A 24,645-nucleotide genomic window follows, 5' to 3' on the forward strand; every position below is an offset into this window, starting at 1 on the left:
TGATGGGCGCATGAGCCTCGTCACCTGCGACCTGACCATCTCCCTCGACGGCTTCGTCGCTGGCCCGGACCAAAGCATGGCCGAGCCGCTGGGCCGGGGCGGCGAGCGCCTGCACCGCTGGATGTTCGAAGAACCCGCGGAGCACACAGCCGAGCGCGACGGCATCCTGGCAGCGGGCGCCTACATCCTGGGCCGGAACATGTTTGCCGGGCCGGGGACGTGGGATCCGGACTGGCAGGGCTGGTGGGGTGCGGAACCGCCCTACCACGCACCCGTATTTGTCCTCACCCACCATGCGCGCCCGCCGCTGGAAATGGCGGGCGGCACCACGTTCCATTTTGTCAACGATGGAATTGAAACGGCCCTGGCGCAGGCCCGCAAAGCCGCCGGCAGCGGGGATGTGGCCATTGCCGGCGGGGCACAGACTGCACGGCAGTACCTGTCGGCCGGGTTGATCGATGAACTCCGGCTGCATATAGCGCCCATCGTCCTGGGGGCAGGCGAGCGGCTCCTGGACGGCGTGGCCGGCCTGAACCTGGAACCCGCCGAGGTGAGCGGGACGGCGCTGGTCACACACATCCGCTACCGCCTCACCAACTGACCGGCCGCCGTCGTGCGTTCCGGAGAACCCCCGCCAATCCGTCAGCGGACGACGGCGGCGCATCACCGGATCCGTTCCGTTACGATCTGTTGATGCCTACGCTTGCCGCACCACACGTCAACTACCACCCCTCCTGGCTGGCAGCAGCCGCCGAGTTTGGCGGTACCCGGATGGATGGCGCCGGCGCCGACGGCTGGCTCCTGGCGGACCTCAAGGAAGCCGCGACGTTCCGCCGGTTTGTTGACACGCTGGCCAGGGACGCCCTGCCGGAAAGCCCCCGGCAGTCGGGCCATGTCCCTTGCACCTATCTGTGGATGGTGGATGGCGGAACGTTCCTGGGCTCGCTGGCGATCCGGCATGGGCTCAATGAATATCTGCTCAACGAGGGCGGGCACATCGGCTACAGCGTCCGGCCCTCCGCAAGGCGCCGCGGCCACGCCGCGGCAGCGCTGGCTGCCGCCCTGCCCATCGCCCGCGACCTGGGCATCACCCGGGCCCTGCTCACCTGCGATGAGGATAATGCCGGCTCGCGGGCCACGATCGAAAGGAACGGCGGCGTCTATGAGGACAGCCGCAACGGCAAGCGCCGCTACTGGATCGCCGCCGGGTAGGCATCACTCGGCAGGAACCCGGCCAGATGCACCTGTAACGAGCCTGGACGCCGTCAGCGCGGGACGGCTCTGAAGCCTCGAACCTGCATATTCTGCAACTCCGACAGCTTCGCTCTGCGGCGTTCGCCCCTATAATAAGTGCATAGTCGTGCACTCATGCACTCAAGGGGTTCTGATGTTGTCTGTTCTGCGGAATGAAACGTACCGGAGGCTGTTCGCGGCTCAAATCGTAGCGCTGGTCGGGACGGGTTTTCTGACCGTGGCCCTGGGCTTGCTCGCATACGACCTGGCCGGGAGCAATGCCGGCGCGGTGCTCGGCGTTGCATTGACAATCAAAATGCTGGCCTATGTTGGCCTGGCCCCGGTGATCAACGCCTTGGCCGTGCGGTGGCCGAAGAAGCGGGTGCTGATAGCTGCGGATCTGGTCAGGGCCGCGATGGCCTTGTGCCTGCCGTTCATTACCGACGTTTGGCAGATCTACCTTGTGATCTTCCTGCTGCAGGGCGCCTCCGCGACGTTCACCCCGGCGTTCCAGGCACTGATACCGACCATTCTGACCAAGGAGAACGAGTACACCCTGGCGCTGTCACTGTCCCGGCTGGCATATGACATGGAAGCCTTGGTCAGCCCGGCTGTTGCGGCTTTGTTGCTGACGCTGGTCAGCTACAACAACCTGTTCATCGGCACCGCCGCCGGCTTCCTGTTCTCGGCTTTGATGGTCACCGTCACGGTTCTACCCCGGTTGGCTGCCCCGACCGGACCACAGCCGTCCCTGTGGCACCGGACCACCCTTGGCACGAGGATCTTCTGCCGGGACGGTCGCCTGCGGTCGCTGTTGGCCCTGAACCTGGTCGTCGCCGCCCCCACCGCTCTGGTCCTGGTCAACACTGTAGTCTTTGTCCGCGATGTCCTGCAGCGGCCTGACACCGACCTGGCCCTGGCCCTGGCCTGCTTCGGGGTGGGGTCCATGATCGTGGCCCTGTCCGCGCCCCGGGTCCTGGCCCGGTTCGGGGACCGGTCCGTGATGCTCACCGGCGCTGCAGTCATCCCGCTGGTCCTGGCCGGCGCGTCAGCCCTGACGCTGCCGGGCGTCCCCGGCATGGGGTGGTGGCCGTTCCTGGGACTGTGGTTCCTGCTGGGGGCGGCGAACTCCACCATCCTCACGCCCTCCTCCCGGCTGCTGCGGGACGCGTCCACGGAGGAAACCCGGCCTTACGTGTTCACGGCCCAGTTCTCGCTTTCGCACGCCTGCTACATCCTCACGTATCCGCTGGCGGGGTGGGTGGGAGCCGTGGCCGGTTTAGGCTGGGCAGCGCTTGCACTGGCAATTATTGCGATGATAGGTAGCGCAGGCGCCTTCCTGTCCTGGCCAGGGCATGAGGACGCAGCAAACACGGAACCGGCGGAGAAGGAGCCAGGCATTGAATGCACACCCAGGCAGCCCGGCCGTCCCCGTTCCTGAACAACCCTCACTCGCCCACCGGGTCACCCCGGGTCCGCAGCTGTTGGAATCCGCTGCCGGCACACTGAGGATGCTCGCCGAACCGACCCGGCTGAACCTGCTCTGGCAGCTCGCCGAGGGCCCCAAAAGCGTCACCGAACTCACCGCCGCAGCCGGGGTGCCGCGGACCGTCGCCAGCCAGCACCTGGCCAAGCTCCGTCTTAGCGGGCTGGTAGATACCCGCAAAGACGGCCGACACGTCATCTACTCCCTCCACGACGGGCACCTGGTCCGGCTGATCCGGGAAACCATCAACCACGCCGATCACCGCATCACCGGTGAACCCACGCACGGCTAGGACCCGGCGGGGCTTTATGACCGCGCGGCTGCTGCGGCCAGGGTTGGTTGGACCGGTTTCTCGTCCGTTCCTTTGATCACCCAGTGGACGACACCGACTGCCAGAATGCCGATGACCGGCGTCAGGTAGGCCGCCCAAGCAGTGCCGAGCGGGGCAAAGCCGACCGAAAACGCAGCGATATCCCAGATGCCGTGCAGCGCCATCGCCCAAAGGAGGGAGCCCGTGACCCGCCGCACGATGTAGAAGCTTGTACCCGACATCGCAGCCAGCACCACTTGTCCAAGGGTGTTCGAGAGGGGAGCCCCGAGAGCGGCGTTGATGAGGTGCATGGCGCCGAAGAGGACGGAGGTGAGCAGCCACACCCAGACTTCCGGCAGTCGTGAGCGGAATGCCGTCAGCAGGAGCCCCCGCGACATCAGTTCCTCGCAGAATCCGACTGCGATCCCGAGGGCAAGCAGGGACAGGAGGAAGGAGGCATCGAACTTTGACCAGTCAGTGTTGAACAGGTTCAGCACGGCGACGAGGAGCATTAGCGCGGGGACGAAGATCGGCCACTTATGGTGCGACCGTTTCCGCTCGAACAGCGCAGGTTTCCACCACCCCAGGAACCAGGTGGTGATGGCCAGCAGTACCGCGCCGACGGCGAGGTCCAGGACCGCTCCCCGCCAGGTGAATTCCGCGGACGTGCCGATCTCGGTGTAGGCCACCCCGCTGAGTTTTGATACGGCGTAGATAACAAGGACATAACCGACGTAGATTGCCAGGCCGATCCAAGCACGAGGGGTGATGCGCATACGCTGTTGCCTTTCAGTCGGCGAAGAGGGCGCTGTCCAGGTTTCCCCTGTTAGGAGGCGGCGCTGGGCGCGTGGAGCTTTTGTGCAGACCGGTCCGAGTGCCCTTTCACAAGGAAAATCGCGACGAGTGCCAGGAGGATATAGGCCCAGTTGAAGAGCCCGGCCAGGGATATCAGACTTGCCGTTCCAGCCGTTTCCGTGGCGGCGTCGATTCCGCCGGTGGCCAGGAATGTGGTGGGATCTGTGGCTGCATGCAGCAGGATGGCCCAGGTGATCCGGCCTGTGACGCGCATGGACAGGTACATCATGGCGCCGAATCCGAAGGTGTAAACCACGGTGATTCCGACAACGAGAGGTGACATGCCGGAAATGATGTTTCCGCTGTGCAAAAGGGCGAAATACAGGGAGGACAAAACGAAGACCAGGCGCTCCCCATAACCTCCGTTCCGGAGCATGTTGACCACAATGCCCCGGGTGGCGAGTTCTTCGGTGAAACCCACGCACAGGCCGAAAAACACCATCACCAGCAGCAGCCCCACCGAGTACGCAGACCAGTTGGTGGCTGCTGCGCGCAGGAAAATGGGTACGACAACAAGAACAACCGCCACCCACATCCAGGGCCGCCCTCGAACGGGTTGCGGTCCGAAGATTTGGCCGACCCAGCCGAGTGAACGCGCAAAGAGAAACAGCAGGATCCCGGCGATGAATATCGGCAGCGCCAGAGTGAGGAAAGCGCTCAGCGGATCAGCCAGCAGGTTTTCCAGATTGATGGAACCCGAGAATACGGATGTGATCCCCAGCCCGATCAGTTCATACAGACCCCAATAGACAACGATGAAAAGAAGCGCTTTCCACCACGTTCCTTTGTTCCAGAACCGGCTCCATCCAGAACCGTCAATATGTGCAGCCAAAGTTCTACCCCCAAGTATTTTGGTCCAGCGCTTTTAGGTTTATCGAACTAATAATATGTGTCACCCAAGGCTTCACGGCTCTCGTCCAGTGCGCTGCCCGGGCCGGCCATCCTGCGGACCCTGCCCGGCGCAGGAAGACGTCCCGCGTCCCTGGATGACGCCGGGCTACGCCATATTGAGCCTTCGCGTCGTCCCGTGAACGTGCGCGACCGGAACGATTGTGGCCCCGCTGGGCGCTCCGTACTCTCAACTCAGCATCCCCCCACCGAAGGAATCCCCGATGTCTGAATCCCAGGACAAGAGTCCGCAGAGTTCCACCCGCATTGTGGCCGGCCAGTCCGCAACCCCGAAACGCCCGCTCGGCCTGAAGATCGGCATTGGCGCCGCCATCCTGGCCCTGGTAGGTGGCGGTGTCGCCGTCGCATCCGCCGTCAACGCCAACAACGGCGGCACGACCCCCGCCGGGGACAGCGCCCCCGCCGGCAACCCGGCCGCCGACCTGAAGCTGGGCTACTTCGGCAACGTCACGCACGCCCCGGCGCTGGTGGGAGTCAGCAAGGGCTTCATCGCCGAAGAGCTGGGCAGCACCAAACTCAGCACCCAGGTCTTCAACGCGGGCCCGGCCGCCATCGAGGCCCTCAACGCCGGCGCCATCGACGCCACCTACATCGGCCCCAACCCGGCCATCAACTCGTTCGTCAAGAGCCAGGGCCAGTCCATCAACATCATCGCCGGCGCTGCAGCAGGCGGCGCCCAGCTGGTGGTCCGGCCGGAGATCACCTCCGCCGCCGACCTCAAGGGCAAAACCCTGGCCACCCCGCAACTGGGCGGCACCCAGGACGTCGCACTCCGTGCCTGGCTCGTCACGCAGGGCTACAAGACCAACGTGGACGGCAGCGGCGACGTCGCCATCAACCCCACCGAAAACGCCCAGACCCTCAAACTCTTCCAGGATGGAAAGCTGGATGGCGCCTGGGTACCCGAGCCGTGGGCCTCCCGCCTCGTGCTGACCGCCGGCGCCAAGGTGCTGGTGGATGAAAAGGACCTGTGGGACGGCTCGCTGTCCGGCAAGCCCGGCGAATTCCCCACCACCATCCTGATCGTCAACCAGAAGTTCGCAGCCGACCACCCGGACACTGTAAAGGCGCTGCTAAAAGGCCACGTGAAGTCGGTTGAATGGCTGAACAAGGCTTCCGACGGCGAGAAGGCCACCGTCATCAACGCAGCCCTCAAGGAAGCTGCCGGGGCAGAGCTGAAGGCGGACGTGATCGACCGCTCGCTGAAGAACATCGTGTTCACCGTTGACCCCCTTGCCGGAACCTACCAGAAGCTCCTGGCCGACGGCGTCACCGCCGGCACCACCAAGCAGGCGGACATCAACGGCATCTTCGACCTGCGTGCCCTCAACAGCGTGTCCGGCGAGCAGACCTCAGCTGCGAAACTCGGCAAGGAGTAACACCGGCTCCAGCCAGGACGCTCTCACTAGATGCGCCATTTTGGCCAACACCCGCTCACCGTCCCCAGGAAAGTGAGCGGGCGTTGGCGATTTAAACGCATTAAGTGAGGGAACGGCCATCCAATGGGTATCGGTGAGGCAGATAGTTGATATCGAAAAACTCGCCTTCCCCAAATATATGAAGTGCTTCACAGTGGTTACAGGACCTGCACCAAACCGACCGCAGCCAGTAACCAGAAGGACTTCAACGTGGAAACTCCCCTCTCCCATCTTGCCCACCTCGAGATCACCGCCCCGGACGTCGAAGCGTCGGCACGGTTCTACGAGGAAAAGTTCGGCATGCGCATCATCGACCGCGTGGATGGCAACGTTTACCTGCGCTGCTGGGGCGACTACTACCGTTACAGCCTGGTCATCACCGAAGGCCCCGAAGCGTCCCTGGGCCGGATGGCCTGGCGCACCAACTCCCAGGCAGCCCTTGAAGCCGCAGCCCAGCGCATCGAAGCGACCGGCGTCCAGGGCACCTGGACCGCCGGCGGCCACGGCTACGGCAAGGCCTACGAATTCACCGGCCCCTACGGCCACCACATGCGCCTGTTCTACGACGTGGAAAAGTTCGTGGCCGAGCCCGGCTTCGAATCCACCTACCCGGACCGGCCCGAGCGCCGCAGCAGCCACGCCGCCGCCCCCCGTTTCCTGGACCACGTCACCGTGGCATCCTCCGATGTCCGCGGCTTCGCCAAGTGGTACAACGAGGCCCTGGGCTTCCGCGTCATGGCGTTCGTTGACCTGGACGAAGCACCCATCACCGTGTTTTCCGTGCTGACCACCAACGAAAAGTCGCACGACCTCGGCGTTGTCCTGGACACCTCCAGCCGCGCCGGCCGCGTCAACCACATCGCCTTCTGGGTGGACGCCACCGAGGACCTGCTCCGCACCGCCGACGTCATGATGGAAAACGGCACCCCGATGGAATACGGCCCCTCCATCCACGGCGTGGGTGAGCAGAACTTCCTCTATTTCCGCGACCCCTCCGGCCTGCGCGTGGAGCTCAACTCCGGCGGCTACCGCAACTACGTCCCGGACTGGGAAGCCAACACCTGGAAGCCCTCGCTCGGTTCCAACAACTTTTACAAGAACGGCGCCATGCCGCACTCCATGACTGAATCCTTCCCGCCGGCCGAGGGCTTCACTGCCACGGAGGAAGGTGCGTCCCCGGAAATGAAGGAAGCCCTCCTGAACCCGTACGCCAAGCAGGGCCGGGGCTAAGACACCATGGCTGAAACCTATGCACTCATCCGGTTCCAGGAAGCCGGCGACGCCAAGGCACGCACCGGCCTGCTGGTTGACGGCCGGGTCCTGCCGCTGGACGGGGACATCAACTCCCTGATCGAGCACTGGGACACCACCGAACCACAACTGGACTCGCTGGCGGCCTCCGCTGACGGGCACACCGGCCTGGCGCTGGCCGACGTCGAAATCCTCGCCCCGGTGGAGCCCGCGCAGGTCCTGCAGACCGGCGCGAACTACCGCAAGCACGTGATCGACCTCGCCGCAGCCCACCGCGAACCCGGCGAGGACGAGGAGGAAGTGCGCGCCAAGACCGCCGCCATGATGGACAAGCGCGCAGGCCAGGGCACGCCGTACTTCTTCATCGGGCTCCCGACGGCGATCGCGTCCGCCACGGACGACCTCACCCTGCCGTCCTACTCCACGTCCCACGACTGGGAGCTGGAACTGGCAGCAGTGATCGGAAAGACGGCATTCCGGGTCACCCCCGAGGAAGCCCTGGAGTACGTGTTCGGCTACACCATGGTCAACGACATCACCACCCGCGAATACGTCTTCCGCAAGGACATGCCCGCCATCGGCTCGGACTGGTACCGTGCCAAGAACGCGCCGGGCTTCCTGCCCACCGGGCCGCTGCTGGTGCCCGCCAAGTTCTTCGGCGACCCGCAGGACGTCCAGGTCACCCTGAAGCTCAACGGCAAAGCCATGCAGGACGAGTCCACGCAGGACATGATTTTCGGTGTCGCCAAGCTGGTCAGCGAAGCATCGCAGATCATGCCGCTGCGCCCCGGCGACCTCGTTCTGACCGGCAGCCCAGCCGGCAACGGCCAGCACTGGGGCCGCCTGCTCCAGGACGGGGACGTGATGGAAGGCACCATCACCGGCCTGGGCACCCAACTGATCCATTGCAAGGACGAACCCACAAGTGAAGGTGCCCAGTGACCACCCAGGACACAGCACCAACCGGCACCGGGGAATCAACTGATTCCCCGGTTATCCGGCGTGACGATCCGCTCGGCAGCATCCGCGCCATGGCCGCGGCCCACAACAACTGGGGCCGCTGGGGCCAGGACGACGTCCTGGGCACCCTGAACTTCATCGACGCCGCCAAGCGCGTCGAAGCCGCAGCACTGGTGAAGACCGGTGAGGCGTTCTCGCTGTCCCAGCCGTTCGACACCAACGGCCCGCAAAAGGGCTGGCGCCGCCGCACAAACCCCGTCCACACTATGACGGACACCGGGGTGGACGCCGAACGCGGCAACCAGGGTTTCCCGCACGGCTTCGGCGGCGCGGACGACGTGATCGCCATGCCGCTGCAGTGCTCCACCCAGTGGGACGGCCTGGGCCACATCTTTGACCAGGGCAAGGCCTGGAACGGCCGCGCCGCCGGGGACGTCGTCACCTCCGAAGGCGACCTGGTGACCGGCATCGAGACAGCCGCCGCCAAGATCGTCACCCGGGGCGTGCTGCTCGACGTCGGCCGGGCGCTCGGCCCCGAGCTGGGAAGGAACGACGGCGAACTGCCGGACGGCTTCGCCATCACCCCGGAACACCTCCAACGGACCATCGAGCTCCAAGGCCCCAGCTCAACCGTGGGCCAGGGCGACATCGTGGTAATCCGCACCGGACAATACACGCGGGTCCGCCGCGACGGCTGGGGCGACTACGCCGGCGGCTCTGCCCCGGGGCTGTCCTTTACCACCGCGCCCTGGCTGCACCGCTCAAAAATCGCCGGGATCGCCACCGACACCTGGGGTTTCGAGGTCCGTCCGAACGAGTTCGACGCCGCCTTCCAGCCCCTGCACCAGATCGCCATCCCCAACCTTGGCCTGTTCCTGGGCGAGATGTGGGACCCGGACGGGCTGGCCGAGGCGTGCGCGGCGGACGGCAGGTACGACTTCCTGCTCACCGCAGCCCCGCTCCCGATCACGGGGGCCGTTGGCTCGCCGGTCAACCCGATCGCGGTCCGGTAGCTTTCAGCTAAAGCAGAACAACCACCAGCAGTATCGCCGTCAATACAAAGGAGTCAGCGATGGCAGCAGTACAGAACGTCGGAATCGTTGGGGCGGGAGCCGCTGGGCTGGCCGCAGCCATCCTCCTGGCCGACGCCGGAATCCAGGTCGAAATCCTCGAAAAAGCGGACGCCCCGCAGAGCCTCGGGTCCGGCATCACCCTGCAGGGCAACGCGTTGCGGGTGCTCCGCCAGCTCGGCGTCTGGGACCAGGTGGAGGCGAAAGGTTACGGGTTCAGCACCCTGGGCCTGCGCGCCCCCGACCCCGCCGGCACCGTCATCGCCGTCCTCGAAGACATCCGTACCGGCGGCGAGGACCTTCCCGCCACCATGGGCATGTACCGCCCGGACCTCACCGCCATCCTCCGCGAACGGGCCGAACAGGCCGGTGCACGGATCAGCTACGGCAGGACCGTCACCGGAATAACGGACGACGGCGGGTCCGTCACTGTCAGCACCGCCGACGGCGGCAGCGCCACATACGATCTCCTGATTGGCGCCGACGGCCTGCACTCAGCCGTGCGCAAGGCCATCGGCATCGACGTGGAACCCCAGCCCACCGGCATGGGCATCTGGCGTGCCTTCGTGGAGCGGCCCGACGAGGTGGTCCGCACCGACCTGACCTACGGCGGCCCCTGCTTCATCGCCGGCTACTGCCCCACCGGCCCGGACACCATCTACGCCTACCTCGTGGAGAAGGCCCAGGAGCGCAAGCACGAGGACGGACCCCGCATCATGGCCGAACTCGCCGCAGCCTACGGCGGCCCGTGGAAGGAAATCCGCGCCAACCTGGACCACAGCGCACGCATCAACTACACGTGGTTCACCACCCACCTGGTGGACGGTCCCTGGAACCGCGGCCGCACCGTGATCATCGGTGACGCCGCACACAGCTGCCCGCCCACGGTGGCCCAGGGTGCCGCCATGGCGCTGGAGGACGCGGCCGTCCTCGCCGAACTGCTGATCCAGGCCGACGAGATCACCGAAACGCTCTGGAAAGAATTCACCGACCGACGCCTGGACCGGGCCACGGCAGTGGTTACCGCCTCCGTCCAGCTGGGCCAGTGGATGCTCGACGGCGTCCGCGACGCCAACGTGCCCGGCCTGATGAACTCGCTGTCCACCATGCTGAAGGAACCCGCATGAGCACCGATCCTGTTCAGGTACCTATCGTGGACGTCCACGCCCATATCCTGCTTCCGGCCCTGCAACAGCTCGTGGCCGAGGCGGACCCCGAAGGCTTCGGCGCCCAGCAGGCCCTGGAAGTCCGACGCAACGGGCCGGAGTCCATGGCCGCTTCGGGCAGGATGATCAAGGAACGCTGGCCGCAGCTGACCGACCTCGACCGCCGGCTCGCGGATATGGATGCCCAGGGCGTCGATGTGCAGCTGGTCTCGCCGTCGCCGTCGCACTTCTACTACTTCGCCGGCGGGGAACTGGCTCTGAAGCTGGCGAAAGCTGCCAACCAGGCGGTGCGGGAGTTCGTGGACCGCGCACCCGGGCGGCTCAACGGCCTGGGCCTGGTCCCGCTCCAGCACCCTGCCCTGATGGTGGCGGCCCTGGAGCATGCCGTGCTGGACAGCGGCCTGTTGGGTGTGGAGATCGGCTCGTTCGCCGCCACCCCGGAGGACCCGGAGCGCAGCACCGTGGAACTGTCCGATCCCCGGCTGGAGCCATTCTGGACCCGCGCGGCGGAGCTGGGCGCCCTGGTGTTCCTGCACCCGTTTGGCTGCTCGCTGGATGAGCGGCTGGACCGCTTCTACCTGGCCAACACGGTCTCCCAGCCGGCCGAAAATGCGGTGGCCCTGTCCCACCTGATCTTCAGCGGCGTCCTGGACCGGCACCCTGAACTCAAGGTCCTGGCAGCGCACGGCGGCGGTTACCTTCCCACCACCCTGGGCCGCTCGGACCGCGCGTGGACGCTCCGGCCCGAGGCACACGGCTGTGCCCAGCCGCCGTCGTCCTACCTGAAGAAGCTGTACTTCGACTCGCTGGTCCACAGCCCCGCTGAACTGCGGGCACTCGTGGCCGCAGCCGGTCCGGAGCAGGTGCTGCTCGGCTCGGACTACCCGTTCGACATGGGATCAGACCTCCCTGTGGACGAGGTGCAGGCCGCCGGACTTCCGGCCGACGACGAAACCCAGGTTTTGGGCGGCAACGCACGCACCCTGGGCATCACCGCGGCGGCCGCCCTGGCCGCCCGACGCGACGCTTAAGGAACACGCACATGGTCAAGATTGCCCGTTGGGATCACGACGGCGGGACGCAGTCCGGCTTTGTGGACGGCGGAAACTGCTATGCCCTGCCCGCAGGCCAGTCCGTCCAGACGCTGCTCGACGCCGGACTTGAGGAGACGCTGGCACTTGCGCGTCAGGTGGTTGGTTCCGCTGCTGCCGTTCCCCTGGCGGACGTACACCTGCTCGCCCCACTGGAGCCGGCCACCATCCGCGACTTCGTGGCGTTTGAGGAACACGTCGAAGGCGTGCGGAAGAGCATCGACGGCGTGGCCGGCGTGGTGCCCGAATGGTACGAGGCACCCACCTTCTACTTCACCAACCCGCACACGGTGACGGGCACCGGCGAGGTCATCGGTATTCCGGCAGGGTGTACGGATCTGGACTTTGAGACGGAAGTGGCCGCCGTCGTCGGACGCGTTCCGGGCAGCGACGGGCGGAACCTGGGCGCGGAGGAGGCCCACCGGCACATTTTTGGGTACACCGTCCTCAACGACTGGTCGGCGCGGGACCTGCAGCGCCGGGAAATGAAGGTCAGCCTGGGGCCCTGCAAGGGCAAGGACTTCGCCAATACGCTGGGGCCTTGGATTGTCACGGCGGACGAGCTCGAGGACGTGCATGACGCCGAGGGGTTCCTGCCCATCTCCATGGCTGTCGAAGTCAACGGTGAGGCGATCGGCCAGGACCTGCTCTCCAACATGGGCTGGCCGTTCGCGGAGCTGGTGGCTTATGCCTCGCAGGACTCGGTGGTGCGGCCCGGCGACGTGCTGGGCTCCGGCACCTGCGGCAGCGGCTGCCTCGCCGAACTTTGGGGCCGGAACGGCGCCCGGACTCCCCCACCGCTGAAAACCGGCGACGTGGTCCGGATGACGGTGGAAGGAATCGGAACCATCGAAAACACCGTCGGCACCCGGCGCGAGGCCGTGACCCGGGTTCCCGCCCGGCCCCGTCCACGCAACCGGATTGCCGCTGCGGCTCCTTCCGGAGACGCCCTGCGCTGAACAGCCCCTCCCCCATCCGGGTTTCGGCTGGTCCCGAGGACGGTCCTCAGCCGTGTTCCGCGGCAGTGCCGGCAGCCGGAGCCGCAGAGTCTGCGGCGAGGGCTTGCCGCCGACGGTAGATCTGGACCGCAATGGCGGTGGGGATCGCAGCCAAAGCGGTGATCCGCATCCAGGGCCGGTCCAGGACATGGCCGGTGAGCGCATCCAGGGAGTACGGTCCGGAGCCGCCAATAGTGAACGCGGCGGCAGCCAGGCCCAGGACGGCCGGGTACTCGAGGCCGCCCTCCTGGGCGAAGAAACCGTTCGGGGCGTGGACGCTGGCCGCTACGCCCATGGTGGTTGCGGCAGCGGCGCCCGCGGCAGGGGTGGCCAAACCCAGGGCCAAGGCAAGCCCGGCTCCTGCTTCACCAACGCCCGCAAGGACGGCGCTTGCCTTAGCGGGGCGGAAGCCCATGGCGTGCATGCCCTCACTGGTGCCTTCGACGCCTCCCCCGCCGAACCAGCCGAAGAGTTTTTGGGATCCATGAGCCACGAGCACCCCTCCCAGAGCCACCCGGAACAGGGTCTGCGCGGCGGCCGCCGCCTCAGGGCTGGTGGTTACATTGCTCATAACAGTCCTCCTTGGGTTGTTTGAGTCGCTGCACGGCTCGTTTCAGCATGAGTCTACGGCTGCGCGACCACCGCGTCACAGGAGAGCATCAGGCAGGTACCCCTCCGGCAGCAGGCACCAGCCGTGGGTCTACGGGGTATCCGCCGCGTGGATAGCCACCGGATGCGCGTTGACGGGAAAGAGCTCGTGGAGCCGGGCGCAGGAGCGCTGGACCACGGACCGCAGCCACACGTTTGCCGGGTCCTCCGCCTGGGACGGATGCCAGTACATGGCCTCCACCAGGGACGCTTCGGTCCCGCCCGAGAACTCCAGCACCGCGATGTCCGCGCCGCGCTGCGCCCGTCCGGCCAGCATCCGCGGGACAAGTGCCACAAGGTCCGTGCCTTCGACCAGGAGCGGCAGGGAGAGGAAGCCGGCCACCACGGCCGCCACCCGGCGCTGGATGCCGCGCGCTTCGAACAGCTTGTCCGCCGGCGTGCTGATGCCCTCGCCGAAATAGCCGACGGCGTGGGGCACCGCGGTCAGGTCTTCGAGGGTCAGGAGCGGCTGCTGGAGCAGCGGGTTGCCGGCGTCGGCCACGGCCACAAAGCTGTCACGGAAAAGCTGTTTGCTGGCTCCCTGCATCTGGTATCCCGTGGGCCCCACCAGCAGGTCGATCCTGGAGTAGTCGGCCATCTGGCCCTGGATCCCGGAGCCGGCGGTGGGGACGAAATCCACGGAAACGCCCGGTGCTTCTTCCCGCAGTATCCCGCGCAGCGGTCCGACGATGAGCGCCGCAGCGTAGTCGGAGGCGGCGATGATGAACTCCCGCTCACTGGTGGCGGCGTCGAACCCGGACCGCACGCGCGTGGCCCGCTGGATGTGAAGCATGGCTTCATCAACCAGCGGGACCAACGACTGGGCAAAAGGCGTGAGGTCGTAGGTGCGGCCGTTTCGGACCAGCAGTTCGTCGTCGAAATGGCGCCGGAGCCTGGCCATCGCCGCGCTGGTGGCCGGCTGGCTGAGCTGGAGCCGCTCCGCCGCCCGGGAGATGTTGCGTAGTTCCAGGAGGACCTGAAGTTGGGGCAGCAGGTTCAGGTCCAGGTTCTTCATACCCACAGGTTATCCGTGCCCGGAGTTCCGCCCTTCCAAGGCCGGCTACTGGCTGACCGGCACCAGGCGCGGTCCCCGGACCAGGACGGCGAGGAGGGCCACCGCGCATGCGATGCCCAAGGCGCCCAGGGCAAACCCGAGGCTGCCCAACCCCGCCGCGGCCGCGCCGAGGACGATGGGAGTCAGGAACTGGCCGATGAACAAGGTTCCGGTCCAGATGCCGGTGCCGCGGCCGCGCTGCTGGTATTCGAGTCCGTTCACGGCCCAGGTCAGGAGGGTGGGCAGCAGGACACCGGTTCCCGCGCTGGCTATGACGGCCCCGGCAATGGCCAGCGGAACATTCCCGGCAACGGAAACGAGTGAAAGTCCCACGGCGGCCAGACCGAAGGCGAGCGCCAGCAGGTTCTTCGTGCCCAGCTTCACCAGGAAGCGGAAGGAGATGGCGCCCGCTGCGGTGGCGAGGGATGCGATGGCTGCGGCGAGCCCGATGAGTGCCGCGTCGGCAACGCCGAGGCCGGTGATGACATACGGCAGGTGCACGATGAGGGCGTAGAACACGATGCCCCCGAACAGCGTGACCGCGGCCGGGGCGCCGATCTGCCGCCAGGGCACCGGGGTGCGCACCGCCGTCGTGCGCTGGCTCCTTGCCGGTTCCCACAGCTTAAAGATCATGGGGATAACGATCACGGCGCTGGCCGCGTAGAGCCAGAACGGCGTCCGCCAGCTGATGCTGCCCAGGGCACCGCCAAGGGCAAAAAATGCCGTGGCGGCGAGCGCGCTCACCATCGTTTGCAGGCCCAGGTACTTGTTCCGCTGTTCGCCCTGGTAGTAGTCGGTGAGGAGAGTGGTGCAGCAGGTCATGATCGCAGCCTCCGCGATGCCAACGCCGACACGGGACACTGCGATGGACTCCAGGCTGGTGAGCCACAGCGGCGCCGTCCCGAAGGCGGCATAGGCCAGCATGGCGACAACCAGGAGCTGCTTCCGGCCCACCCTGTCAGCAACATAGCCGGCCAGTGGCGAGAAGAGGGCCACAAACAGTGCCGGCAGTGTCAGGGTGAGCGGTACCAGGATGGCCACGCCTGGTGTGCCCGCAAACACCTGGCTGAGCGTCGGCAGGATGGGCGCGAGCAGGACGGCGCCCAGCACCGGCATGCAGCTGCCGGCAACCAGCAGGGCCGCCTGGAACCGCCCGGCCCGGTGCGTCACCCCGGGGTTGCGCGTCCCGGCCCTGGCGGTACCCGCAAGCTGAATATTCTCCATTGAATTTTCCTTAGCCTCTTGATGGTCACGGAGGGGACGGCACCGCTGGGGCACCGAAGAGTGACTTCCCTCACTGTGACAACACCGGGGCCAGCGCGGAATCATGGATTTGGGATAGCTGGTATCCACGGGACGGATGGGCGCCGGCCTAACCCTCCCCCGACGCCCCGTTCAGCTCGGCGCGCGTGGGCGGGTTGGCGCCGGGCCGGGACACGGTGACGGCTGCGGCGCGGGCGGCGTGAGCCAGGAGCTCGCGCAGGCCCTCGGCGGAAAGCGCCCGGAGCACGTCACGGTTCTGCGCCCCGTCCAGCCCCCGGTCCACCAGGCCTGACAGCAAAGCGGCCATAAAGGAATCCCCGGCACCCACGGTGTCAGCCACAGTCACGGAAGGGGCCGGGTACTCGGCAACGCCGGCGGCAGTGATGCCCCACGGGCCGTCGGCGCCACGGGTCACCACCACCATCGCCGGCCCTTCGGAGCCGCCCAGCGCCAGCCAGTGCCGCGCCGATTCAAGCACGTCCCGGCCCGGATACAGCCACGCCAGGTCCTCATCCGAGGCCTTGACCACGTCGGCGAGCGCGGCGAACTTCTCGGCCTGGCCGCGCGCATAGTCCACATCGGTGATGATGCTGGGGCGGCAGTTGGGATCGAAGCTGATGGTGGCGGACGGGTGCGCGAACTCGACGGCGGCCAGCACGTCAGCGGCGCCGGGAGCCAGCATGGTGGCGATGGATCCGGTGTGCAGGAGCGTGGTGCCCTGCAGCATAAAGGCGATCCTGTCGGCCAGGCCGGGGAGCTCCCAGGCGAGGTCGAACGTGTAGGTGGCGGCGCCGTCGTCGTCAATCAACGCGGTGGCCACGCTGGTGGGCAGGCCGTCGGGCCCCTGCGGCAGCATCACCGAGCTGGCGCGCAGGTGCGCGGCCACGGAGTCGCCGTACGCGTCCCGGCCGTACCGGCCGATGAACTGCACCGGGTGGTCCAGGCGGGCCAGGCCCACCGCAACATTGAGCGGGCTGCCGCCCACGTGGGCTTCGATTCCGGAGGCGCGCTGGACAACGTCAACAAGGCCTTCGCCGATAACTGTGAGCATGGACATACTCTGCCAGAGAAGTGGGCCCGGCAGCAGTTCGTTTCACTCCGGTCAGCGCAGCAGCCCCTGGAGCAGTCCCCGGCACCTGGCATACGCCGCGGCCCCCGGGTCGATCAGCGAAAAGTGGTCTCCCGGCACCATCACCAAATGGGCGGGCTGGTGCCCCGCCTGGGCCGCGTCCGTGTAACTGGTGGACATGGCGAGCGGGACGGTGGTGTCGTCCACCGCGTGGACGGCGTACACGGGAACGTCCAACGGCAGGGCATTCATGGGATCCGCGGCCCGGTACCGGTCCGGGAAGTCCGACGACGGCCCACCCAGCAGGTTGGCCACCGCCCCGTCGCTGAGATTCAGTTTCTCCGCCTCGGCGAGGTTCAGGACGCCGGACTGGCTCACCACACCTGCGAGCCGGACGGCGTCGGGCCCGCTGCCCAGCCCGTCCGGCTCCGGGGCGGGACCGTACCCGGCCAACCGGGAACGCCCCGCCGCCCACACCGCCAGGTGCCCGCCGGCTGAATGGCCCAGCGCCACCACGTTGGCCAGGTCAAGGCCGTGTTCCCCGGCCAGTCCGCGAAGCCTGTCGATGCCGGCCAGGACGTCCTGGAAGGTTTCCGGCCAGCCGCCGCCGTTGCCCGCGCGGCGGTATTCCAGGTTCCAGGCTGCCATGCCGTGGGCGGCAAGGTCCCTGGCCAGCGGCTCGCCCAGCTCGGCACCGTACTGTGCGCGCCAGTAGCCGCCGTGAATTACCACCACCACGCCCTGGCTGGTCCTGTTGGCGGGGCTTTCCGGAAGGAACAGCTCGCCCCACTGGCTGGGATCGTCGCCGTAGGTGTAGCGGTGCCGCTGAACAGTGATGTCTTCGATGGGGTCCCCCGTGGATGGTTGCGTGGTCGACGTCCGCCCGGCGCCAGGCTCCGAAGCCGGGCTGCAGGCTGCCAGCGCGGCCGCGGCAACTGAGGCCAGGAGCGCTCGACGCCTGAAGCCAGTCATGTTCCGACACTATCGCGGGTGCAACGGGGGAACGTCCCAGGCCCCGGATGCCGCCCGGTCCGGGCGCGCATCCATGCCAGTCAAATGTGATGCAGGCGTTATCTCCGAAGGGTGTTACACGAGTGACGGATGGGGCTACTGTCGTAACAAGGTGCATATCGGGCTACGAGCGAACCGTCAAGGGGCGTCCGAAACTGCACCTCACTGCATGGCAGCAACGGTGCTGTTTATAAGGGGGCATGTATGTGGGAGAAGCCAGGGGCCGGCCAGGTCCGCACGGGACGGGTGTCTGCACTGCTCGGCCGTATTGGCGGCCGCGGCGGTGCACTCCGTCCGCACTACAAGGTGGGCGAGGTGCTGATCGGGGATGATCCGTTTACGGGCCGGCGGCACGGCCGGCTGGCCGTTGTGAACAGGAACTCCGTGGGACTGGAAGTCCAGAACCGGATCTACTTCTACGACCACCGCCAGGTCCGGCGGCCCGGCTAAGCCCCCGCGCCCCGGAAGGCCTAGGAATCCTGCCGGAGCCGTGCTTCCACGTCCGCCGCGGAAGGGTAGGCCGCCTGGGTGCCCTTGGCCGTGGTGGCCAGCGCGGCCGCCACCGAGGCGAACGCCGCGGCCTCGGCGAGCGCATCGCCCGCGGCAAGCCGGACAGCGACGGCACCGGTAAATGCGTCCCCGGCGCCGGTGGTGTCGACGGCCTTAACGGCGGTGGGGGCAACCCGGGTCACCGCCGGCGGTTCGGCCAGGGAATCCAGCACCAAGGAGCCTGCCCCGCCGAGGGTCAGCAGGACACGGCGCACACCGTGGTCCGCAAAGCGCAGCCGGACGTCCTGCCACTCGGACAGCGGCGCCTCAGGGCCGGGCATGCCGGCGCCGCCCAGGAACAGCGCAGCCTCGTGCGCGTTCACCAGCAGTACATCGGTCAGCCCGGCCAGGGCTGCGGGGATCTGCGCATACGGCGAGAGGTTCAGGAGCACTGTTGCACCGGCGTCGTGCGCTGCCTGCGCGGCGGCCGTCACGGTCTGCAGCTGCACCTCAAGGCAAAGGCTCACGACGGCGGCACCCGCCATGGCGTCCGACGCGCCTGCCACGTCGGCCGGCACCAGCGTCCCGTTGGCGCCGGCGGAAATGATGATGTTGTTCTCGCCGCCGGCGTCCACCGCGATGACGGCCACGCCGGTGGGCTCCTGCGACATGCGGACATGCCGCACGTCCACGCCTGCGCCCGCGACGGACTCCCGGAGCATGGCGCCGTTGGCGTCGTCCCCCACAGCCCCCACCAGCGAGACGGTACCGCCCAGCCGGCCGGCAGCCACGGCCTGGTTGGCGCTTTTGCCGCCGGGATTCACGGCGAATCCGTTTCCGTGGACGGTCTCCCCGGGGGCCGGCAGCCGTTCGCAGTAGATGGTCAGGTCCGCGTTCAGGGAACCGACGACGACGATCCGGCCGGGGGCCTGCACTGCGGAACTCATTCGGCCACCTCAGCCTCAACGGGCTTGGGAATCAGCAGCGAGGCACCAAACGCGGCGACGGTCAGCGCCAGGCCCACCAGCACAACGGTGAGGTAGGACGCCTTCGCGTCCGCCAGGCCGGCGGTGGCCACCAAAACAGCGGGCAGGACCAGGAAGCTGAGCCCGGCGCCGAGGTTGAAGGCTCCGGCGTTCATGCCGGGAAGGAACCCGGGGTTGCCTGCCGGGGAGAGGACCACACCAAGACCGTTGAGCATGATGTTGACCGTACCGGCGTACATGATGCCCAGCAACACCGTGCCCGCAACCATCATGGGCAGGCTGCCCAGGCCCAGGAAAGCGATGATGGCCAGCGCCGCCACACTGCCCAGCAGCCCGATCCGGAGCACCTTGGTGTAGCCCAGGACGGGGGCCAGCCGGCCGCTGAGCGGACCCACCAGCCAGCCCAGCAGGGCGTACGGGGTGAGGATCAGCAGCGACATTTCGGTGGGGCCCACGCCGAAGCCCGGCCCGGCGGCCTGCACATAGGCGGGGACAATGCCGTTGATCACGGCGAAGATGCCGGTCATGGTGAGGGTGGTGGTCAGCAGCGGCGCCCAGGTGGAGCGCTGGCGCAGGTGCACCGTCTCCACCATGGGCTGGCTGGTCCGCTGTTCCGTCCGCCAGAAGGCATAAAACGCCGCGGCGGAGACCAGCACCAGGCACAGGCTCAGCACCAGCGTGCCGGCGGAGAAGGCGCCCACCAGTTTGGCACCCTCGTTAAGGGCTGTGAGCAGCGCGCCCACGGCCACCACAATGAAGAACACACCCAGCCAGTCCATCCGGGTGCCGGCCGCGGGCTTGCTTTCGGTGGCCAGGAAGGCGATCAGTGCGGTGGCCGCCAGGGCCAGGACCACCATCAGCCAGAAGATGCTGCGGAAGCCGAAGTGCTCGGCGAAGTAGCCGCCCACAAACGAGTCCACGTCGGCCACGCCGCCGTTGACGGCCGTGATCAGTCCCATCAGGGTGCCGTATTTACGCGGGTTGCTGACGGCCGAACGCAGCATGATCAGGCAGAGCGGCACGGTGGGTCCGCTGATGCCCTGGATGATGCGGCCCACAAAAAGCCAGGTGACGTCCGGGGCCAGGGCGGCGATGACGGACCCTGCGGCCATCAGCACCATCATGCCCACCAGGACCTTCTTCCGGCCGATGATGTCAGAGAGCCGCGGCAGGAACAGGGAGAACAGGGCGGCGGCGGTGAAGAACCAGGTCTGGGACAGGCCGATGACTGCCTGGTTGGTGTTGAGCTCCTCGCCCATGGTCACCAGGGCGGGGCTGAGCATGGAGGCGTTGAGCTGGAAGGCCACGCAGGCGGCCAGCAGGGCTGTCATCAGGGCGGCGATGTTGCCGCGGCCCGTGACGGGGGCGGTAAGGGTGGCAGACATTTACTTTCCCCCTGCGGTGGCGAGGTCCGCGGTGGACTGGCTGCCGCCGTCGTGCGGGTCCCCGATCCGGACCAGCGCATCGGTGACCAGGTCCCAGAACCTTGCGTGGTCCAGGTCCACGGCCACGCTGGTGGTGCAGTCCGCCGGCGCGGGGGCACGGAAGTCCGCCACGGTCATGCCCAGGGTGAGTGCGCCCTGGAGTTCGATGTTGACCGGGACCTTGCGGGTGGTGACGATGCTGGGGTCGATCACGTAGGCCACGGCGCAGGGATCGTGGACCGGCGGGAAGTCGAAGCCCTGGGCGTCCTTGTAGGTGGCGGCGAAGAAGTCCATCAGTTCACGGACAAAGCGGGCCGGACCCGTGCCGATGGCGTCGATCCGCTCCACGACGTCCGTGGTGGCCAGGGCCTGGTGCGTGAGGTCCAGCCCCACCATCACCACGGGCCACTTCTCGTTGAACACAATGTGCGCGGCTTCTGGGTCGATGATGATGTTGAACTCGGCCACGGCGCTCCAGTTGCCCACGTGGTAGCCGCCGCCCATCAGGACAACCTCCTTGACGCGCTCTACGATGCGGGGTTCCTTGCGGGCCGCCATGGCGATGTTGGTCAGGCCGGCGGTGGGGACCAGGGTGACGGTGCCCGGCTCGTGTGCCATGACGGTGTCAATGATGAGGTCGACGGCGTGGCGCGGGTCCAGTTCGATGGTGGACTCCGGGAGGGCGGGGCCGTCCATGCCGGATTCGCCGTGGATGTCCGGCGCGGTTTCGATGCTGCGGACCAGGGGACGGTCGCAGCCGGCGGCGAAAGGCACGCCGGTGACGCCCGCAATGGTGCCCACGGCGAGGGCGTTGCGGGTGACCTTTGCCAGGGTCTGGTTGCCCACCACGGTGGTCACGGCCAGCAGGTCGATGGCCGGGCTGCCTTGCGCCAGCAGCAGGGCCACCGCATCGTCATGGCCGGGGTCGCAGTCCAGGATGATTTTCCGGGGGGCGGTGGGCTGGGGGTTGGGTTCCACGATCGTTCTCCACGTCATTGGGGCCTGCCGGGGCAGGGTACTGAAGCATTCCAGAAGCGATCATGACACCTGCCTCCGGTTTACGTCAAACGCTTAACGCTGGCCTGTGCGGCATGCGCGTCAAACGCTTGATGCATTGCGGTGGCTGGCGGGGGCTGTTGCCGACTACGATCGAGGGATGGATTCGGCAGAGCAGGTGCAGCAACCCGCGCGGCCGCGCCGGATCACTGCCGCCATGGTGGCGGAGCGGGCGGGCGTTTCGGTGGCCACGGTGTCGCTGGTGGCCAACGGCAAAACCGCAGGCCGGGTTTCCGGGGACAACATCACCCGGGTCCGCGAGGCCATCTCCGAGCTGGGCTATGTGGTGGACGGGATCGGCAGTTCGCTGGCCAGGGGTGTCAGCTCGATCGTGATCCTGGTGGCCCCTGACATCTCCAACCCGTTCTTTGCAAAGGTGATCAGCGGCGTCCGCGAGTCCCTCGGCCCGGACTACCAGCTGCTGCTTTCGGTGACGGACTCGGGACAGTTCCCCAAGGCCGACGACGTGCGGCGGCTGATGTCGCTGCGTCCGGCCGGGCTCCTGGTGGACGCACCCAACGCGGACTTCCTGGCGGACCTGTCTGCTGCCGGCCCGTTGGTGCTGCTGGACGCACCGGGCCTGGCGGAGTTCGCACCGGCCGTGAACCTTGACGTGGCCCACGGCGCCCGGCAGCTTGCTGCCCACCTGGCCGCCCAGGGCCACCGGACCGTGGCCTACGTGGACAGCGTGACCGGCACCGACACATTCGCCGTGCGGCGTGGTGCGTTCCTCACCGAGGCCGCCGCGCTGGGCATCACCACCCCTGCGGACGGCATCATCGCCACCACCATCGACGTCGGCGCTGCCGCGGCCGCTTTCGCCACCTCGTGGACGCAGTGGCGGCGGGAGGGGGTGACCGCCGTCGTCTGCGGAACCGATACCCATGCCTACGGCGTGCTGCAGGAGGCGCGCGTGGCCGGGGTGGACATCCCCGGCGAGCTGGCCGTGGCGGGTTTTGACGACCTGCCCTACTCGGCCACCAGCAATCCCGGCCTGACCAGCGTCCATCTGCCCGCCGCGCCCCTTGGACTGGAAGCCGGCGCGCAGCTGCGCCGGCTGATGCAGGGTGAGGCCCTGGTGCAGTCCGAGGTGACGCTGGAGAGCTCCCTGGTGGTGCGTGGTTCCACGTCCGCTGCCGCGGATTAACTGCACGCCGCGGCGGCGCCTTGGGATGTCACAGCCCCGCCGTAAGCTAAGACCATGCCGAGTAACTGGGAAAGCCTGGACGCCACGCTCCGCGAATCCGTGGAACAGAACGTGGAGATCTACACGCGCGTCCGGCCGGCCCTGAAACTGGTCACCAGGGATGTCCTGCTGACCCTCCGCGACATGCTCAAGGACACGGACGTCACACCGCTGTTCGTCACCGGGCGGACCAAAACGGTGGCGTCGTTCCGGGAGAAGATCTCGCGGATTGAGGAGCCGCTGGAGCCTGGCGGCCCGCCCGTCCTGAAGTTCCCGGACCCGTTCCGCACCCTGAACGACATGGTGGGCATCCGGGTGATCACCAAGCTGCCGGCGGAGAATGCCGCGGTGGCCAACCTGATCAAGCGCCAGCGCCAGCTGTTTGATTGCCGCGGCGACCGGGAAAAGGACATCGGCTCCATTGAGTCCGGCACCTACGGCTATTCCAGCCGGCACCTGATCCTGCGGACCATCCAGAACGAGTCCGTCAAGGAATACCAGCAGGCATTCAACCCGGAAGCCCAGCCCAACGGCAGCTACTTCTTCGAATGCCAAATCCGCACCGTCTTCGCCCACGCCTGGAGCGAGATCGAGCACGACATCCGCTTCAAGGCGGAGGATCCTCGCGCGTGGACGCCGCAGTTCGACCGGCAGTTCACGGCCACGGCAGCCATGCTGGAAACCGTGGAGACAGCGTTCTCGGAGCTCAACGAGAGCTACGAGCAGGTCCGCAGCTTCTGGGACCTGGAGGGCGAAGGGGCTGCCCCGCTGACGCCGAACCGGATCCGCGACGTGTGGCGTACGCTGTTGCCGCACGTGGACCGCAAGGTGGACGACGACTGGGGCTGGGCCGCCGAACTGATGGCAGCGCACGGGCTCAACCAGACTGTCCAGCTGGCCGGGCTGCTGAGCGCCAACCGGATCACCGAGGTCCGCAAAGCCCTTGACCACCGCTACTCCCCGGGTCCGGACCGGCTGCTGGATGACCTGCTGCTTTGGCAGTACGGCACCAAGCACATCGACCTCACCGCGGAATCACCGGACACCATCCCCCACCCCCGGCGCGACAGCCTCCAGCGCCGGCTCAAGCAGATCGAACGGTACCGGCTCACGCAGGCCTAGAAACCTGCGGGCGCCGCCCCGGGACCCACCGGCATCCTCCGGATCAAGGCCGCATGCCGCCCGTCCATGCGGGCGTGCGGGTGCGTCCGCGCGCGCCGATGCGTTCAGTGCGATGCGCGGGCACGAAAAAACTCTGGACACCCACCCGGTCCTGCCCTACACTTCACTGATATATCTCTATAGGTAATTTAAACATATCAATTCTCGCCGCATCGCCGGTCGGACTGCCGGTACGCACCCACGAAGTGCAAGTCGTCGACGGCAACACCAAGGTCACCGCACCGGACGAGGCCCCCAACCTCCCGTCCGCGCCCACCTCCGAGGGCCTGCCTGACCGCACGCCCATGCCTCTCCGAGCAAAAGGACCCGCTCATGGCTTTTGATAGTGACTTAAAATCCCATCCGCCCGAGGAGTTTCCGGCCGATAACACGCCGGCAAAATCCTCCCGCCGCGAAGAACGCGAAATTTCCCGCACAACCCCGCCGGCAGTTGCTGTCTCCAGCGAAGCAGACACCAACCCCGCTGTCCTCGACCCGGAGGAAGTCGCGACCACCCTGCCGGAAGCCGGCGAGCACGCGCAGATCATGGA

The 24,645-nt window shown here is 67.2% G+C and carries 25 protein-coding genes; 15 read left to right on the forward strand and 10 right to left on the reverse strand.

Annotated features, from left to right (window positions below):
* Window positions 1–10 precede the first annotated feature (10 nt).
* The 4 genes from ACU18_RS01365 to ACU18_RS01380 all read left to right on the forward strand — a co-directional run bounded on the left by ACU18_RS01365 (window position 11) and on the right by ACU18_RS01380 (window position 3,011).
* Window positions 11–601 carry a dihydrofolate reductase family protein gene (locus tag ACU18_RS01365; RefSeq protein ID WP_050683736.1) on the forward strand — a complete coding sequence of 197 codons (591 nt, stop codon included), beginning with the start codon at window positions 11–13 and terminating at the stop codon, window positions 599–601.
* A 92-nt stretch (window positions 602–693) separates the two neighbouring features.
* Window positions 694–1,212 carry a GNAT family N-acetyltransferase gene (locus ACU18_RS01370; RefSeq protein ID WP_050683737.1) on the forward strand — a complete coding sequence of 173 codons (519 nt, stop codon included), beginning with the start codon at window positions 694–696 and terminating at the stop codon, window positions 1,210–1,212.
* A gap of 175 nt (window positions 1,213–1,387) precedes the next feature.
* Window positions 1,388–2,674: an MFS transporter gene (locus tag ACU18_RS01375; protein WP_050683738.1), complete on the forward strand. Its 1,287-nt coding sequence runs from the start codon at window positions 1,388–1,390 to the stop codon at window positions 2,672–2,674.
* Window positions 2,634–3,011 (forward strand): ArsR/SmtB family transcription factor, encoded by a 378-nt coding sequence (locus ACU18_RS01380; RefSeq protein WP_050683739.1) that lies wholly within the window; start codon window positions 2,634–2,636, stop codon window positions 3,009–3,011. The genes ACU18_RS01375 and ACU18_RS01380 overlap by 41 nt, the downstream gene beginning before the upstream one ends.
* 14 nt (window positions 3,012–3,025) lie before the next feature.
* Here ACU18_RS01380 and ACU18_RS01385 read toward each other — a convergent pair whose 3' ends face one another.
* Together ACU18_RS01385 and ACU18_RS20130 are read right to left on the reverse strand one after the other, a co-directional pair.
* Window positions 3,026–3,805, reverse strand: a complete 780-nt coding sequence (locus tag ACU18_RS01385; RefSeq protein WP_050683740.1) for a CPBP family intramembrane glutamic endopeptidase — start codon at window positions 3,803–3,805, stop codon at window positions 3,026–3,028.
* A 50-nt stretch (window positions 3,806–3,855) separates the two neighbouring features.
* Entirely contained in the window at window positions 3,856–4,413 is a 558-nt protein-coding gene (locus ACU18_RS20130) for a CPBP family intramembrane glutamic endopeptidase (protein ID WP_231685979.1), read from the reverse strand.
* 583 nt (window positions 4,414–4,996) lie between these two features.
* Between ACU18_RS20130 and ACU18_RS01395 the strand changes: the two genes are divergently transcribed.
* The 7 genes from ACU18_RS01395 to ACU18_RS01425 all read left to right on the forward strand — a co-directional run bounded on the left by ACU18_RS01395 (window position 4,997) and on the right by ACU18_RS01425 (window position 12,708).
* Entirely contained in the window at window positions 4,997–6,172 is a 1,176-nt protein-coding gene (locus ACU18_RS01395) for an ABC transporter substrate-binding protein (protein WP_050683742.1), read from the forward strand.
* A gap of 249 nt (window positions 6,173–6,421) precedes the next feature.
* A complete protein-coding gene (locus ACU18_RS01400) occupies window positions 6,422–7,441 on the forward strand; it encodes a VOC family protein (protein WP_050683743.1) in 1,020 nt (339 codons plus the stop codon).
* A gap of 6 nt (window positions 7,442–7,447) precedes the next feature.
* Window positions 7,448–8,404, forward strand: a complete 957-nt coding sequence (locus tag ACU18_RS01405) for a fumarylacetoacetate hydrolase family protein (RefSeq protein WP_050683744.1) — start codon at window positions 7,448–7,450, stop codon at window positions 8,402–8,404.
* Window positions 8,401–9,435: a cyclase family protein gene (locus ACU18_RS01410; protein WP_050683745.1), complete on the forward strand. Its 1,035-nt coding sequence runs from the start codon at window positions 8,401–8,403 to the stop codon at window positions 9,433–9,435. Before ACU18_RS01405 ends, ACU18_RS01410 begins: the two co-directional genes overlap by 4 nt.
* A 59-nt stretch (window positions 9,436–9,494) precedes the next feature.
* Window positions 9,495–10,619 carry an FAD-dependent monooxygenase gene (locus tag ACU18_RS01415; protein WP_050683746.1) on the forward strand — a complete coding sequence of 375 codons (1,125 nt, stop codon included), beginning with the start codon at window positions 9,495–9,497 and terminating at the stop codon, window positions 10,617–10,619.
* Window positions 10,616–11,689 carry an amidohydrolase family protein gene (locus ACU18_RS01420; RefSeq protein ID WP_050683747.1) on the forward strand — a complete coding sequence of 358 codons (1,074 nt, stop codon included), beginning with the start codon at window positions 10,616–10,618 and terminating at the stop codon, window positions 11,687–11,689. Before ACU18_RS01415 ends, ACU18_RS01420 begins: the two co-directional genes overlap by 4 nt.
* Window positions 11,690–11,700: 11 nt before the next feature.
* The gene (locus tag ACU18_RS01425; protein ID WP_050683748.1) at window positions 11,701–12,708 is read left to right on the forward strand and encodes a fumarylacetoacetate hydrolase family protein; all 1,008 of its coding nucleotides are present in this window, start codon (window positions 11,701–11,703) and stop codon (window positions 12,706–12,708) included.
* Between the two features lie 46 nt (window positions 12,709–12,754).
* Here the strand turns inward: ACU18_RS01425 and ACU18_RS01430 are convergent, their stop codons facing one another.
* The 5 genes from ACU18_RS01430 to ACU18_RS01450 all read right to left on the reverse strand — a co-directional run bounded on the left by ACU18_RS01430 (window position 12,755) and on the right by ACU18_RS01450 (window position 17,753).
* Window positions 12,755–13,318, reverse strand: a complete 564-nt coding sequence (locus ACU18_RS01430) for a DoxX family protein (protein WP_050683749.1) — start codon at window positions 13,316–13,318, stop codon at window positions 12,755–12,757.
* Window positions 13,319–13,447: 129 nt separating this feature from the next.
* Entirely contained in the window at window positions 13,448–14,410 is a 963-nt protein-coding gene (locus tag ACU18_RS01435; protein WP_050683750.1) for a LysR family transcriptional regulator, read from the reverse strand.
* 45 nt (window positions 14,411–14,455) lie between these two features.
* On the reverse strand, window positions 14,456–15,673 hold the full coding sequence (locus tag ACU18_RS01440; RefSeq protein ID WP_050683751.1) for an MFS transporter: 1,218 nt from the start codon (window positions 15,671–15,673) through the stop codon (window positions 14,456–14,458).
* Window positions 15,674–15,821: 148 nt separating this feature from the next.
* Window positions 15,822–16,763 (reverse strand): carbohydrate kinase family protein, encoded by a 942-nt coding sequence (locus ACU18_RS01445; protein WP_050683765.1) that lies wholly within the window; start codon window positions 16,761–16,763, stop codon window positions 15,822–15,824.
* A 51-nt stretch (window positions 16,764–16,814) separates the two neighbouring features.
* Window positions 16,815–17,753 carry an alpha/beta hydrolase gene (locus ACU18_RS01450; RefSeq protein WP_082178112.1) on the reverse strand — a complete coding sequence of 313 codons (939 nt, stop codon included), beginning with the start codon at window positions 17,751–17,753 and terminating at the stop codon, window positions 16,815–16,817.
* Window positions 17,754–17,996: 243 nt separating this feature from the next.
* Here ACU18_RS01450 and ACU18_RS01455 point away from each other — a divergent pair, with 243 nt between their 5' ends.
* Window positions 17,997–18,242 carry a hypothetical protein gene (locus ACU18_RS01455; RefSeq protein WP_050683752.1) on the forward strand — a complete coding sequence of 82 codons (246 nt, stop codon included), beginning with the start codon at window positions 17,997–17,999 and terminating at the stop codon, window positions 18,240–18,242.
* Window positions 18,243–18,262: 20 nt separating this feature from the next.
* Here ACU18_RS01455 and ACU18_RS01460 read toward each other — a convergent pair whose 3' ends face one another.
* Genes ACU18_RS01460 through uriH form a run of 3 tightly spaced genes read right to left on the reverse strand, consistent with a single transcriptional unit; the run spans window position 18,263 to window position 21,687 of the window.
* On the reverse strand, window positions 18,263–19,228 hold the full coding sequence (locus tag ACU18_RS01460; protein WP_050683753.1) for a ribokinase: 966 nt from the start codon (window positions 19,226–19,228) through the stop codon (window positions 18,263–18,265).
* On the reverse strand, window positions 19,225–20,652 hold the full coding sequence (uriT, locus tag ACU18_RS01465; protein ID WP_050683754.1) for a uridine transporter UriT: 1,428 nt from the start codon (window positions 20,650–20,652) through the stop codon (window positions 19,225–19,227). The genes ACU18_RS01460 and uriT overlap by 4 nt, the downstream gene beginning before the upstream one ends.
* Window positions 20,653–21,687, reverse strand: a complete 1,035-nt coding sequence (gene uriH, locus ACU18_RS01470) for a uridine-preferring nucleoside hydrolase UriH (RefSeq protein ID WP_050683755.1) — start codon at window positions 21,685–21,687, stop codon at window positions 20,653–20,655.
* A 160-nt stretch (window positions 21,688–21,847) separates the two neighbouring features.
* On the opposite strand from uriH, the gene ACU18_RS01475 reads away from it, so the two are divergent.
* The 3 genes from ACU18_RS01475 to ACU18_RS01485 form a co-directional block, all read left to right on the forward strand.
* Entirely contained in the window at window positions 21,848–22,894 is a 1,047-nt protein-coding gene (locus ACU18_RS01475; RefSeq protein ID WP_050683756.1) for a LacI family DNA-binding transcriptional regulator, read from the forward strand.
* 54 nt (window positions 22,895–22,948) lie between these two features.
* Entirely contained in the window at window positions 22,949–24,055 is a 1,107-nt protein-coding gene (locus ACU18_RS01480; RefSeq protein ID WP_050683757.1) for a GTP pyrophosphokinase, read from the forward strand.
* 372 nt (window positions 24,056–24,427) lie between these two features.
* Window positions 24,428–24,645, forward strand: a 218-nt coding sequence (locus tag ACU18_RS01485) for a hypothetical protein (RefSeq protein ID WP_050683758.1), incomplete at its 3' end; no start/stop codon positions are given.

The sequence above is a fragment of the Arthrobacter sp. ZBG10 genome (genome assembly GCF_001238605.1).
In the GTDB taxonomy this organism is placed as follows: Bacteria; Actinomycetota; Actinomycetes; order Actinomycetales; family Micrococcaceae; genus Arthrobacter.